General features: G+C 38.7%; 14 protein-coding genes. All 14 read left to right on the top strand.

All coding sequences use genetic code 11. The features are described from left to right. The first annotated feature begins 33 nt into the window (after positions 1-33). Positions 34-774 carry a VWA domain-containing protein gene (locus ACFX4G_RS26615; protein WP_013054881.1) on the top strand — a complete coding sequence of 247 codons (741 nt, stop codon included), beginning with the start codon at positions 34-36 and terminating at the stop codon, positions 772-774. After that, a complete protein-coding gene (locus tag ACFX4G_RS26620; protein WP_097825373.1) occupies positions 743-1,708 on the top strand; it encodes a protein kinase domain-containing protein in 966 nt (321 codons plus the stop codon). The genes ACFX4G_RS26615 and ACFX4G_RS26620 overlap by 32 nt, the downstream gene beginning before the upstream one ends. Positions 1,709-1,804: 96 nt before the next feature. Continuing rightward, positions 1,805-3,181: a tRNA lysidine(34) synthetase TilS gene (gene tilS, locus ACFX4G_RS26625; RefSeq protein WP_013081349.1), complete on the top strand. Its 1,377-nt coding sequence runs from the start codon at positions 1,805-1,807 to the stop codon at positions 3,179-3,181. A 27-nt stretch (positions 3,182-3,208) separates the two neighbouring features. Then, positions 3,209-3,748 (top strand): hypoxanthine phosphoribosyltransferase, encoded by a 540-nt coding sequence (gene hpt / locus ACFX4G_RS26630; RefSeq protein WP_377578025.1) that lies wholly within the window; start codon positions 3,209-3,211, stop codon positions 3,746-3,748. A gap of 93 nt (positions 3,749-3,841) precedes the next feature. Next, entirely contained in the window at positions 3,842-5,752 is a 1,911-nt protein-coding gene (gene ftsH, locus ACFX4G_RS26635; protein ID WP_013054885.1) for an ATP-dependent zinc metalloprotease FtsH, read from the top strand. Between the two features lie 217 nt (positions 5,753-5,969). Further along, the gene (locus tag ACFX4G_RS26640; protein WP_013054886.1) at positions 5,970-6,737 is read left to right on the top strand and encodes a type III pantothenate kinase; all 768 of its coding nucleotides are present in this window, start codon (positions 5,970-5,972) and stop codon (positions 6,735-6,737) included. 12 nt (positions 6,738-6,749) lie between these two features. Then, positions 6,750-7,628 (top strand): Hsp33 family molecular chaperone HslO, encoded by an 879-nt coding sequence (hslO, locus tag ACFX4G_RS26645; protein WP_377578028.1) that lies wholly within the window; start codon positions 6,750-6,752, stop codon positions 7,626-7,628. Between the two features lie 201 nt (positions 7,629-7,829). Then, a complete protein-coding gene (gene cysK / locus ACFX4G_RS26650; RefSeq protein WP_013054888.1) occupies positions 7,830-8,768 on the top strand; it encodes a cysteine synthase A in 939 nt (312 codons plus the stop codon). Positions 8,769-8,865: 97 nt separating this feature from the next. Further along, on the top strand, positions 8,866-10,281 hold the full coding sequence (pabB, locus tag ACFX4G_RS26655; protein WP_377578031.1) for an aminodeoxychorismate synthase component I: 1,416 nt from the start codon (positions 8,866-8,868) through the stop codon (positions 10,279-10,281). Between the two features lie 2 nt (positions 10,282-10,283). After that, positions 10,284-10,865 (top strand): aminodeoxychorismate/anthranilate synthase component II, encoded by a 582-nt coding sequence (gene pabA / locus ACFX4G_RS26660; RefSeq protein ID WP_013054890.1) that lies wholly within the window; start codon positions 10,284-10,286, stop codon positions 10,863-10,865. Between the two features lie 4 nt (positions 10,866-10,869). Continuing rightward, complete coding sequence (gene pabC, locus ACFX4G_RS26665; protein WP_043979051.1) at positions 10,870-11,733, top strand: aminodeoxychorismate lyase; 864 nt, start codon at positions 10,870-10,872, stop codon at positions 11,731-11,733. Positions 11,734-11,754: 21 nt separating this feature from the next. Then, positions 11,755-12,114 carry a dihydroneopterin aldolase gene (gene folB / locus ACFX4G_RS26670; protein WP_013054892.1) on the top strand — a complete coding sequence of 120 codons (360 nt, stop codon included), beginning with the start codon at positions 11,755-11,757 and terminating at the stop codon, positions 12,112-12,114. Next, a complete protein-coding gene (gene folK, locus ACFX4G_RS26675) occupies positions 12,115-12,660 on the top strand; it encodes a 2-amino-4-hydroxy-6-hydroxymethyldihydropteridine diphosphokinase (RefSeq protein ID WP_028410339.1) in 546 nt (181 codons plus the stop codon). It abuts the gene before it with no gap. A gap of 271 nt (positions 12,661-12,931) precedes the next feature. Continuing rightward, positions 12,932-14,416 carry a lysine--tRNA ligase gene (lysS, locus tag ACFX4G_RS26680; protein WP_013054894.1) on the top strand — a complete coding sequence of 495 codons (1,485 nt, stop codon included), beginning with the start codon at positions 12,932-12,934 and terminating at the stop codon, positions 14,414-14,416. Positions 14,417-14,696 lie beyond the last annotated feature (280 nt).

Below are 14,696 nucleotides of genomic sequence, written 5' to 3' on the forward strand. Positions count from 1 at the left end.
TGTTAATACTGATAATGAGGAGGGGATTTTTTTATGAAAAAAGGTACATTGAAACAGATGTTGGTCATTACGGACGGTGGTTCGAATACAGGTGAAGATCCGGTAGCAATGGCAGCACTAGCTAAAGAACAAGGGATTAGTGTAAACGTTATTGGTGTGATGGAAGAGGACACAATTGATGAGCAAAGCACGAATGAAATAGAAGGCATTGCCATGTCAGGCGGTGGCGTGAGTCAAATTGTTTACGTAAAACAGCTTTCTCAAACTGTTCAAATGGTTACAAGGCAAGCAATGACGCAAACACTTCAAGGCGTTGTAAATAAAGAGCTTCAGCAAATTCTAGGTTCCTCTAATTCAAGATTAGAAGAGTTATCTCCTGAGAAGCGAGGAGAAATCATGGAAGTTGTTGATGAACTTGGGGAAACGGTTGACTTAGAGATTCTTATTTTAGTTGACATGAGCGGAAGTATGAAAAATAAGCTTCCTACTGTAAAGGAGTCACTGTTAGATTTATCGTTAAGCTTGAATGCTCGCATGGGGCATAATCAATTTTCAATCTTTTTATTTCCTGGGAAAAAGAAAGATGTAGAGAAGCTAATGGACTGGAATCCAAGATTAGAGTCGCTTTCAACAATTTTTCCAAAACTAACAGCAGGAGGTATTACGCCTACTGGACCGGCTATCAAAGAGGCTACTCATTATTTCACCAAAAAGCGCTCATTGAGAGGGTTGTTAAAAAATAATGAACAATACATTGAAGAATCAGGTATGTAACCTATCTCCGGGAACAGAAATTCAAGGGAAATGGCATCACGTCCATTATAAAATTCTTGAGAAATTAGGCGTGGGGGCAACTGGAGTTGTCTATTTAGTTCAATTAGTAAACGGAACGCTAGCAGCGTTAAAAATAAGCTTTTCCAACATGTCTGTTACAGCAGAAGTGAATGTATTAAAAAAGCTCTCTCAAGTCAAAGACAAAGTGCTAGGACCGCGCTTACTTGATGTAGATGATTGGAGCTATGGTTCTCATGCTCTTTCTTTCTATGTAATGGAGTATGTGAAAGGGCAGCCTCTCCTTTCCTTTATCTCAACAAGAGGGACAGAATGGCTGCAAGTATTTGCAAGTCAACTCTTAACAGACTTGGAAAACCTTCATGAAGAAGGTTGGGTATTTGGCGATTTAAAACCAGAAAACCTGGTCGTAACATCTAACCCCGTAAAAGTTCGATGGATTGACGTCGGAGGAACAACTCTGCAAGGGCGGTCAATAAAAGAATTTACCGACTTTTATGATCGGGCGCACTGGGGGCTTGGCTCCCGAAAAGCAGAACCGACCTATGATTTGTTTGCTGTATCTATGGTTTTGATTCACGCAGCTTATGGCAAGCGAATTAATAAAACGGACAAACCGGCTGAACAATTAAAACAATTTATATTAACAACAAAGCAGTTGGAACCTTTCGGGGACGTTTTGTATCAAGCGGTTACGGGAAAGTATAAGTCAGCTAAAGAAATGAAAACAGAGGTGTTATCGGTCGAAAAAAGAAGAGGGGCAAAAAGTAAAGGAACAAAACCTCAAAACGTTCGTCAACCGTCTGCCCCTCGTGTTAAAGTAAAGAAGAAGCGTTTTCACGTGTTAGAGACGCTACTACTTTGTACGTCTGTAATGTTGATTTATATTTTGTATCTATTTATTCAAGTGCTATAAAGTTTGGAGAAATTGTGAAACTTTCCTTATAGTCATTCGTATAAAGTAAATTAATGATACATTATTGCGTGTACATTATAAGGATGAGTCATTCCTATGGAAAAGCAAGTGAACAATTTTATGACAAAACATCAGTTATTATCCGCAGGCTCTACAGTGGTTGTAGGTATTTCTGGTGGTCCTGATTCTTTAGCACTGCTGCATTTCTTATGGAGTCTGAAAGAGCAAAAATCTCTCACTATTATTGCTGCTCATGTTGATCATATGTTCCGGGGAGAAGAGTCACAGCAAGACATGGAATATGTGCAGAACTACTGCAAACAATTGAATATTAAATGTGAGGCGAAGCAGATTGATGTTACTGCCTATCAGAAGGAAAGAAAGTTATCTTCTCAAGTAGCAGCCAGAGAATGCCGCTATACATTTTTTACTCATGTTATGAAGAAGCACAAAGCAAATTTTCTTGCATTAGGACATCACGGAGATGATCAGATTGAAACGATGTTAATGCGAATGGTCCGAGGCAGTACGATGAATGGATACGCAGGGATGCAGCCCAAGCGGCCATATGCGGATGGATTTATTATTAGGCCGTTCCTAGCCGTAACGAAAGAAGAAATCAATCGCTACTGTAAGCTACATGGGCTTACCCCTCGGATTGATCCGAGTAATGAGAAAGACTCGTACACGAGAAATCGGTTTCGTCATTACGTTTTGCCATTTTTAAAGCAAGAAAATGCAGCTGTACATGAAAAATTTCAACAATTTAGCGAGAACTTGCATGAAGATCAAGCATACTTAGAGGAATTAACGACCGATGTGATGAATAAAGTAATGAGAAAGAAATTGCAAAATGAAATTCTCATCGATAGAGATTGTTTTCTAAGGATACGCAAGCCTTTACAAAGGCGTGGTATTCAACTAATATTAAACTATCTCTATAAAGAAATTCCTCCAACCCTTTCCTCAGCGCATGTTGACATGTTAGTAGGATTTTGCGAAAGTGAAAAACCGTCTGGGACGCTTGACTTTCCAAATGGTTTACGTATTATCCGATCTTACAACGACTGTCTTTTCACCTTTAATGAGGGGAACATCGAGCCATATGAATTTATTGTTCCGATTCCAGGGGTCGTCGAGCTTCCAAATGGTCACCAGCTTATTTGTGAAATACATAATAAAGTCGAAGATATAAAAGGAAACGATGTTTTTCTTTTAGATGAAGCTCACGATTTACAATCATTAAAGGTAAGGACACGAAAAAATGGCGATAAAATGCGAGTAAAGGGCATGAAGGGACATAAAAAAGTAAAGGATATTTTTATCGATGAAAAAATCCCTTTACACTTCAGAGATCATTGGCCGGTAGTGGAAGATAGCCAAGGAACTATTTTGTGGCTACCTGGTTTGAAAAAATCTGCTTATGAACTGCATACACATAAGTCCAGATATGTTATTTTATACTATAAGTAGCGAAAACTTCTAGGAGGCAAGTAAGGAATGAAGCAGGATATTCAAGAAATTTTGATTTCAGAAGAAGAAATACAACAGAAAGTAAAAGAATTGGGTAAGCTATTATCTGAGGAATACGCTGACAGTTTTCCTTTGGTAATCGGTGTATTAAAAGGCGCTATGCCTTTTATGTCTGATCTAATTAAGCGTGTTGATACATATTTAGAAATGGATTTTATGGATGTATCAAGTTATGGCAATGCGATGGTTTCTTCTGGTGAAGTAAAAATCCTAAAAGATTTAGATACATCAGTTGAAGGTCGAGATATTCTTATCTTAGAGGATATTATCGACAGCGGCTTAACGCTTAGCTATCTTGTAGAGTTATTCAAGTACCGTAAAGCTAAGTCAATTAAGATTGTCACACTCTTAGACAAACCAACAGGTCGTAAAGCATCTATTAAAGCAGATTACGTTGGATTTGAAGTACCCGATGCATTCGTAGTAGGGTATGGATTAGATTATCAAGAAAAATATCGTAACCTGCCGTATATTGGGGTTCTGAAACCGCAAGTATACAGCAATTAATAAGCACATATCCAAGTGCAATTTATTGGATAGGATAAATGTTCTATGTTAGTATTGAATACAGTATTTGTTTATCGTGGGAGGAGGTAAGAAATGAATCGGATCTTCCGTAATACCATCTTTTATTTACTTATATTTTTAGTCATTATTGGCGTGGTAAGCTTCTTTAGTGGCTCTAATCAAAAAGCAGAACCAATGAGATACGATACATTTGTTCAACACTTAGACAAAGGTGATGTGAAATCACTCTCTATGAAGCCTGAAAGAGGCGTGTATGTTGTGCAAGGGAAGTTAGATTCTTATAAAAAGGATCAAACGTTCCAAACTTACATCGTAGATGGTGACAAAGCACTTGATCGTATTGACGCTGCTTCAGAAAATAATCAAGTAGAAGTTGATTTTAAACCTGCTGATGAAACAAGCGGCTGGGTAACGTTCTTTACGTCAATCATTCCGTTTGTTATTATTTTCATCCTATTCTTCTTCTTACTGAACCAAGCTCAAGGTGGCGGAAGCCGCGTTATGAACTTCGGTAAAAGTAAGGCTAAGCTTTACAGCGAAGAAAAGAAAAAGGTTAAATTTAAAGACGTAGCTGGTGCAGACGAAGAAAAACAAGAACTTGTGGAAGTTGTTGAGTTCTTAAAAGATCCTCGTAAATTCGCAGAGCTAGGTGCAAGAATTCCGAAGGGTGTCTTACTTGTGGGACCTCCTGGTACTGGTAAAACATTATTAGCAAGAGCTGTTGCTGGTGAAGCAGGCGTTCCTTTCTTCTCTATCAGTGGTTCAGATTTTGTTGAAATGTTTGTTGGGGTCGGCGCTTCTCGTGTTCGTGATCTATTCGAAAATGCGAAGAAGAATGCTCCATGTATTATCTTTATTGATGAAATCGATGCTGTAGGTCGTCAACGTGGCGCAGGTCTTGGTGGTGGACACGATGAGCGTGAACAAACATTAAACCAGTTGCTTGTTGAGATGGATGGTTTTGGTGCTAACGAAGGTATCATTATCATTGCAGCAACAAACCGCCCGGATATCTTAGATCCAGCGTTATTACGTCCAGGCCGCTTCGACCGTCAAATTACGGTAGATCGTCCAGATGTAAATGGCCGTGAAGCAGTGCTTAAAGTACATGCTCGCAATAAGCCTTTAGATGAATCAGTAAACTTAAAAGCAATTGCTATGCGTACGCCAGGTTTCTCAGGTGCAGATCTCGAAAACTTGTTAAACGAAGCTGCCTTAGTAGCTGCTAGACAGGACAAAAAGAAAATTGAAATGGTTGACATTGACGAAGCAACAGACCGCGTAATTGCAGGTCCAGCTAAGAAAAGTCGAGTTATTTCTAAAAAAGAACGCAATATTGTTGCTTATCATGAAGCAGGACATACAATTATCGGTGTCGTATTAGACGAAGCTGATATGGTACATAAAGTAACCATTGTTCCACGTGGGCAAGCTGGTGGATATGCTGTTATGTTACCAAAAGAAGATCGCTACTTTATGACGAAGCCAGAGCTGCTGGATAAAATTGTTGGATTGCTTGGTGGTCGCGTAGCTGAGGAAATTATTTTCGGCGAAGTGAGTACAGGTGCTCATAATGACTTCCAGCGTGCAACAAGCATCGCTCGTAAAATGGTAACAGAATACGGTATGAGTGAAAAGTTAGGACCAATGCAATTCGGTCAATCACAACAAGGCCAAGTATTCTTAGGTCGTGATTTACACAGTGAACAAAACTACAGTGATGCGATTGCTCATGAAATTGATAATGAAATCCAACGTTTCATTAAAGAAAGCTATGAGCGTGCGAAGCAGATCTTAACGGAAAACCGTGACAAGTTAGAGCTTGTAGCTCAAACATTGTTAGAAGTAGAAACGTTAGACGCTGAGCAAATCAACCACTTAGTAGATCATGGAACTCTTCCAGACCGTTCTAGTCACGTAACAGATGAAGATGTTAAAGTAAACATCCAAACAAAGACAGACGATGAAGAGCCAAAAGCATAAGACAATAAAGATCAGTGGAGATATTCTCCACTGATTTTTTAATGGGCAAAAGTTAGGTTTGGTAAAAGATTTTCGTATATATGGTGGATAAGTAGGATATCCACTAGAGAATCGTGTCATTATATTCCTATTTTATCTAGAATATACACGTCTATTTACCAGTTATGGTATGATGGTTTCAGTGTGAATACTGAATTTATATAAAGTGGTGATTGAAATGATTTTTGTATTAGATGTTGGAAATACGAATACGGTATTAGGTGTATACGATGGAGATGAATTGAAGTATCACTGGCGTGTAGAAACAAGCCGTAATAAAACAGAAGACGAGTATGGCATGACAATCAAAGCCTTGCTTGAGCACGTTAGTTTATCTTTTAAAGATATTCATGGTATTATTATTTCCTCTGTTGTTCCTCCTATTATGTTTGCATTGGAGAGAATGTGTCAAAAGTATTTTCATTTAAAGCCGCTTGTTGTTGGTCCTGGAATTAAGACGGGTTTAAATATTAAATATGAAAATCCGCGTGAAGTGGGAGCAGACCGTATTGTAAATGCTGTTGCTGGAATTCAGCTATACGGAAGCCCTTTAATTATCGTTGATTTTGGTACCGCAACCACATATTGCTATATTGATGAAAATAAGCAATATATGGGTGGTGCGATTGCCCCTGGTATTAATATTTCGACAGAAGCTCTTTATTCAAGAGCATCTAAGCTTCCGCGAATTGAAATTGCGCGACCAAATAGCATTGTGGGAAAAAATACAGTATCTGCGATGCAAGCAGGTATTTTATATGGATACGTTGGACAAGTAGAAGGAATTGTAGCAAGAATGAAAGAGCAAGCAACAGTAAATCCTAAAGTTATTGCTACTGGAGGACTCGCAACATTGATTGCTAAAGAGTCGGATATTATTGATATTGTGGATCCATTTTTGACTTTAAAAGGATTGCAAATAATTTATACAAAAAATATGGAGTAAGAGGTGTATATTATGGGTGACTATTTAGTAAAAGCATTAGCTTACAATAGTCAAGTTCGCGCTTATGCAGTAAAAACAACGGATACAGTTGGAGAAGCGCAGCGCCGTCACTATACATGGCCTACAGCCTCTGCAGCATTGGGGCGTTCAATGACTGCGGGAGTCATGATGGGGGCTATGCTAAAGGGTGAGCAAAAGCTAACAATTAAAATTGAAGGCCGCGGCCCAATTGGCGTTATTTTAGTAGACAGCAATGCTAAAGGGGAAGTGCGTGGATATGTAACGAATCCACAAACGCACTTCGATTTAAATCAGCATGGGAAATTAGATGTAGCACGTGCTGTAGGTACAGAGGGCACGCTAAGTGTCGTAAAAGATATCGGAATGCGTGATCAATTTAACGGACAAGTACCTATTGTATCGGGAGAATTAGGAGAGGATTTCACGTATTATTTTGTGACATCTGAACAAGTCCCATCTTCAGTAGGTGTAGGTGTACTTGTTAACCCTGATAACACGATCTTAGCTGCGGGCGGATTTATCATTCAGCTTCTGCCGGGAACAGATGATAAAACGATTACAGCTATTGAACAACGATTACAGAAGATTGAACCAATTTCAAAACTGATTCAAAAAGGTCTTTCTCCTGAGGAAATCTTAGAAGAAGTTCTTGGAAAAGAAAATGTGAAGTTTCTGGAGACAATGCCTGTAGAGTTCAAATGTCAGTGCTCAGAAGAAAGAATTGCCAATGCTATTATCAGCTTAGGACAAGAAGAGATTCAATCGATGATTGAGGAAGACGGCCAAGCTGAAGCCCAGTGTCATTTCTGTAATGAGACCTATCGTTTTGATAAAAAGCAGCTTGAAGAAATGAAAAAACAAGCAATTTAAATGAAATAAAAGATTCTTAAAAGGCGTCATTTTATAAATGAGCGCCTTTTTTTATAGATATTAAGTTCTATTTCTGTATATATTGATCTAAAAATATAACAAAATTAGGTAAATGGAAAGACAAAATGATTGACAATTTAGAAAACATCTGATAAATTGTATACAAAATCAATAAAATTAGTTGGTATTAGGAGTGGTCATATGGCACGTATTGCAAATTCAATTACAGAGTTAATTGGTCAAACACCAATCGTAAAACTAAACCGTCTAGTTGAAGAAGATATGGCGGATGTATATTTAAAATTAGAATTTATGAACCCGGGAAGCAGCGTAAAAGATCGTATCGCATTAGCGATGATTGAAGATGCGGAAGCAAAAGGTGTGTTAAAACCTGGCGACACAATCATTGAACCAACAAGTGGTAACACAGGAATTGGCTTAGCAATGGTAGCTGCAGCAAAAGGATACCGTGCTATTTTAACAATGCCTGAAACGATGAGTATTGAGCGTCGTAATCTGCTTCGTGCATACGGTGCAGAGTTAGTATTAACACCAGGTCCAGAAGGAATGAAAGGGGCGGTTAATAAAGCAACTGAGCTTGCAAAAGAGCACGGCTACTTTATTCCTCAGCAGTTCCAAAACGAGGCGAACCCAGAAGTGCACCGTCAAACAACGGCTAAAGAAATTATCGAGCAGTTCGGCGATCAGCTAGATGGATTTGTGGCAGGTATCGGTACTGGCGGTACTATTACAGGTGCTGGTGAAGTGTTAAAAGAAAAGTACCCAAATATCAAAATTTATGCGGTAGAGCCAGCTGATTCTCCGATTTTAAGCGGTGGTCAACCAGGACCTCATAAAATTCAAGGAATTGGTGCAAACTTTGTTCCGGATACGCTTAACACGGAAGTATATGACGAAGTTGTCGCTGTTCAAAACGATCAAGCTTTTGAATATGCCCGTAAAGTAGCAAAAACAGAAGGTGTACTAGTAGGTATCTCTTCTGGGGCTGCGATTTATGCTGCGTTAAAAGCTGCAAAACAGCTTGGAAAAGGTAAAAAAGTGTTAGCGATTATTCCAAGTAACGGTGAGCGTTACCTAAGTACTCCATTGTTCCAATTCGAGGAACAAACACAAGCATAAAAACGATAAAAGAACAGCTTCTATATGAAGCTGTTTTTTTTCATCTAAGAATCATGTAAAATGAAAGCAGGTGATTTATTTTTAGGAGAGTGAACAAATGCAGCAAAGAATGACTTGGGGCGAATCTATTTCTATCTCTAAAAACCAATGGTTCAAAAAATATCAAGAGTTGTCAAAAGAGGAACCGAATCATATCCTGCTTGAAAGCGGTCGAGGCGGAAAGTTTCAAATGATGGGATTAAAACCTGTAGCCATTTTGCGAGGCGAACAAAACGAGCTTCATATCAAAACGGATGGCCAAGTTACTGTTCAAAAAGGTAATCCGCTTCATCTTATGCGAGACTGGATGAAGAAGTTTGAAGCAGAGGTGAATCCAGATCTTCCTCCTTTTCAAGGTGGAGCAATTGGCTTTATTAGCTATGATTATATCCGCTATGTAGAAACCATACCTGACCTTGCTGAAGATTCATTGAAAACGCCGGACGTTTATTTCCTTATTTTCGATCACGTATTTGTATACGATCAAGAAAAGGAAAAGCTCTGGATTATCGTTAATGACGAAGCAGATTGTAAAGAGCAGGCATATAAGCGTATTGATCAATACAAAAAGGACTGGATGGAGGCAAGTGATGAAGGACTCTCATATGAGCGGATTCATCGTGTTGCCGAAAAGAGTGAGGTTTCGATGTCTGAAGCTGCTTTTTCAGATGCCACAACACGCGTACATGAGTACATCGGGCAAGGCGATGTGTTTCAAGTGAACTTATCTGTTCGACAGTCTCAACAGCTTCAAACTCATCCTATGCATATCTACGAACAGGTACGAAAAATCAACCCGTCACCTTACATGTCTTATATGCAGACAGAAGAATTTCACATTGTGAGCTGTTCACCAGAACTATTAGTGAAAAAAGCCGGTGATGAAATCAGTACGAGACCGATTGCGGGAACACGCTCCCGCGGTAAGGATGATCAAGAAGATCAACAGTTAGCGGATGAGCTTATTCATAACGAAAAAGAGCGTGCAGAGCATGTGATGCTTGTTGACTTAGAGCGTAATGATCTTGGTAGAGTAAGCGAATATGGTACTGTGCATGTTGATGAGTTTATGGTTATTGAAAAATATTCACATGTCATGCATATTGTGTCTAATGTAAAAGGCAAGCTCGCGCGCAACAAAGATTTTGTAGATATCGTAGATGCGGTTTTTCCTGGAGGAACGATTACTGGAGCACCTAAAGTTCGTACAATGGAAATCATTGAAGAACTTGAACCAGTTCGAAGAGGAATTTATACAGGATCGATTGGTTGGATTGGGTTTAATGGAGATATGGAATTAAATATTGCGATTCGCACTATGATTATTCAAGACGGCCAAGCTTATGTGCAGGCTGGTGCGGGTGTTGTGATTGATTCAAATCCGAAACACGAATACAAAGAATCACTGAAAAAAGCAATTGCACTATGGAAAGCAAAAGAGCAGAGCGAAAATGAGCTGAGTGAGGGTGAGTAAAGATGATATTAATGATTGATAATTATGATTCTTTTACGTTTAATTTAGTACAGTATTTAGGTGAGCTAGGGCATGAGCTTCTTGTAAAAAGAAATGATGAAATTACACTTTCTGAAATTGAAGTGCTAAATCCAGATTTCTTGATGATCTCCCCAGGACCATGCAGTCCTAACGAAGCGGGAATCAGTCTAGAAGCCATCGAGTATTTTGCAGGTAAGATTCCAATATTCGGCGTATGCCTAGGGCATCAGTCGATTGGGCAAGCTTTTGGAGGGAATGTGATTCGTGCGGATAAATTAATGCACGGGAAAACATCTGAAATGCATCATGATGGCCGTACTATCTTTAAAGGTCTTGATAATCCGTTCACGGCAACGCGTTATCATTCTTTGATTGTAGAAAAAAGTTCACTGCCGGATTGCTTTGAGATTTCAGCGTGGACAGCAGAAGATGAAATTATGGCGATTCGCCATAAATCATTACCTATTGAAGGAGTACAGTTCCATCCTGAATCTATCATGACTTCTTACGGTAAAGAAATGCTGAAGAATTTTATTGAAACTTACGAAAAAAAGCGAGTGTAATGATATGTATATATACGTAAATGGCGAAGTAAAGTCTGCGTCTGAAGCCACTATTTCTCCGTTTGATCACGGATATATGTATGGCCTAGGGCTGTTTGAAACGTTACGAGTGTATGAAGGTCATCCATTTCTAGTGGAAGACCATCTGGATCGACTGCATAGCAGCTTACGTGAATTAAATATTGTATGGGACTACTCTACACAGGACGTGTTGGAAATCATTAATAGTCTGTTAATGAAAAACAATGAGAGAAATGCGTATGTTCGATTAAATGTCTCAGCAGGAAATGGCGGAATTGGCTTGCAGGTGGAAGAATACGACAAGCCATCTACAATCGTATATATGAAATCAATGCCTCATCCATCGAGCCCCCTTGTAAAAGAGGGGCTTATTCTTGAGACGAAACGAAATACGCCTGAAGGAACCATGAGGTTAAAGTCTCATCATTATTTAAATAATGTACTAGCTAAGCGAGAAGTTGGTTCAGACTTAAATAAAGAGGGTATCTTTTTAACAAAAGAAGGGTTCTTAGCCGAAGGTATTGTGTCCAATTTATTTTTTGTAAAAGATGATTGTGTATATACGCCGTCTCTTGAAACAGGTATCTTAAATGGAATTACGAGACAGTTTATCTTTACGCTTTTACAAAAGAAAAACATAGAGGTTGTAGAAGGCTTATTTACGGTGGAACAGCTCTTGGAGGGTGATGAAGCTTTCGTTACAAATTCCATTCAAGAAATCGTACCTCTTCGAAGTATAAAGGATAAGCAGTTTTCAGTAGGAGACCATACGCTGACAGCTCAGTTGCAAAAAGAGTATCGCTCTTACACAATGTCGCTAATGAGTCGACACGAGCTACATGTATAAAAGCGAAAGGAGAGACTAAAGATGGATAAAATTTATGTAAATGATATGCGTTTCTATGGCTATCATGGCGTATTTCCAGAAGAAAATAAATTAGGGCAGCGTTTTCACGTGGATTTAGCTGTGGAACTGGATTTAAAGCAAGCTGGTACTACGGACAATTTAGAATACTCGGTGAGCTATGCAGATTTATACCAAACATGCCAGGAAGTTGTAGAGAAGCGCACGTTCAAGTTAGTTGAAACGGTGGCTGAAACGATTGCATCTGAATTGCTTGCTAATTACGAACTCGTGCAGGCTTGTACAGTAAAGGTATATAAACCCGATCCGCCAATTCCCGGTTATTATCAATCGGTAGCTATTGAAATTAAAAGGAGCCGTTGAATGACAACAGAAGCATATATTGCATTAGGATCAAATATTGGAAATCGAATGGAACATTTGAAGTCAGGAGTTACTGGCTTGATGAAACACTCTGAGATTAAGGTAGTGGCTGTTTCATCTGTTTATGAAACGGCCCCTGTCGGGTATACGAATCAAGCAAGCTTTTTAAACATGGTAGTAAAAATACAAACAACGTATTCGTCAGAGCACCTTTTAGATTGTTTGCAAGCCATTGAACAAACGGCAGGCCGAAAAAGAGAGATTGTATGGGGACCTAGAACCCTTGATTTAGATATCTTACTTTATAGTAATGAAATCATTCACACGGATAGACTGAGCGTCCCTCATCCCCGAATGTTTGAACGAGCGTTTGTGATGGTTCCTCTAAACGAACTAGCTCCATCTCTTATTCTCCCTGTAGCAGAAGAAAAAGTTGAAACCATCACAACACGTTTATCAGATTTAAAAGATGTAAAATTATTTCGAGAGCAAACAACGGGTATACTAGATATGTTCGAAAATAATCGTAATGATTTACATAAGTGAAAATGAATCTTATTAGTTGATTCATTTTTATATTGGCGTAAAGTAGAGTTCATAGTGAAAACTTTGAGATTTGGGTTCGCAGGTTTTGGGTTTATTCGGTAGCTTGTTAGAGAAATCGAAGAAAAAGAGAAGCGAAGCAAGAATAAAGCGATTTGACATAGAGAAACGACTGAACCTATAATAATTTTAAAGAAACGTAGTAGTTGCCAGTAAACATGCTGGCCTTTTTCTGTTTCGGAAAACTTAATTATACGATGGAGATGAGTAAACGATGAGTCATGAAGAATTAAATGATCAATTTCTCGTTCGTCGCGAAAAAATGAGCAACCTACGAGATCAAGGTATTGATCCGTTTGGTCAACGTTTTGAACGTACACATACATCACAGCAATTAATTAGTGAGTATGACGAGTTAACAAAAGAACAGTTAGAAGAAAATGAAGTGCCTGTGTCACTAGCTGGTCGTATTATGACAAAGCGTGGAAAAGGAAAAGCAGGTTTCGCTCACGTTCAAGATTTAACAGGACAAATTCAGCTTTATGTACGTAAAGATGCAATTGGCGAAGAACAGTACGAAATCTTCAGTAGCGTAGATATTGGTGACTTGGTAGGGGTTGAAGGTGTTTTATTCAAAACAAAAGTTGGCGAACTTTCTATTAAAGTAAAAGATTTTACGTTACTAACAAAAGCGCTTCGTCCACTTCCAGATAAATATCATGGTTTAAAAGATATTGAACAGCGCTACCGTCAACGTTACTTAGATTTAATTACAAACCCAGAAAGTAAACAAACATTTATCTCAAGAAGCCGCATTATTCAATCGATGCGCCGTTACTTAGATAATCATGGATATTTAGAAGTTGAAACACCGATGATGCATTCAATCGCAGGTGGAGCAGCAGCTCGTCCGTTTGTGACACACCACAATGCGCTTGATATGGAACTTTATATGCGTATTGCGATTGAACTTCATTTAAAACGTTTAATCGTAGGTGGATTAGAAAAAGTATACGAAATTGGCCGTGTATTCCGTAATGAAGGTGTATCTACACGTCACAATCCTGAATTTACAATGATCGAATTGTACGAAGCGTATGCGGACTACAAAGATATCATGGCTTTAACAGAGAACTTAATTGCACACATTGCGCAAGAAGTACTTGGCACAACAAAGATTCAGTATGGCGATCAAGAGGTAGATTTAACTCCAGAGTGGACAAGACTTCATATGGTCGATGCTATTAAACAATATACGGGCGTAGACTTCTGGGGAGAAACATCTGTTGAAGAAGCTCGTGCTTTAGCGAAAGAACACGGGGTAGAAATCACTGAACATATGCAATATGGACATATTGTAAATGAATTCTTTGAACAAAAAGTAGAAGAGCAGTTAATTCAACCAACGTTCATTTACGGACATCCTGTAGAAATCTCTCCATTGGCTAAGAAAAATGCGGAAGATCCGCGTTTTACTGACCGTTTTGAGCTGTTTATCGTTGCGCGTGAACACGCGAACGCATTTACAGAGCTAAATGATCCAATTGACCAACGTGAGCGCTTTGAAGCTCAGTTGAAAGAGAAAGAACAAGGAAACGATGAAGCACATGAGATGGATGATGACTTCATTGAGGCATTAGAATATGGTATGCCACCTACAGGTGGTCTAGGAATCGGTATTGACCGCCTTGTTATGCTACTAACAAATGCACCGTCAATCCGTGATGTACTATTATTCCCACATATGCGTCAACGCTAAAAAAGAGATGGCTACGGCCATCTTTTTTTAGTTAATAATATTAGAAAATTTAAACTTTTAATTTACCTCTTGTTTTTATGAAATTGATTTGGTATATTTATATCTGTTGCTAACGCAGACAAGCGAAAACAACAAAAAGAAATGAAAAAGTTGTTGACATTACGTTGATAACTTGATAAGATATTAAAGTCGCTTAAGAGCGACGGTTGAACTTTGAAAACTGAACAAAGCGACAAACGTCAACGTTAATTTTTATTTTTTAAATTGAGCAAGTCAAACA

It is taken from the genome of Priestia sp. YIM B13486 (genome assembly GCF_042787865.1).
Lineage (GTDB): Bacteria > Bacillota > Bacilli > Bacillales > Bacillaceae_H > Priestia > Priestia megaterium.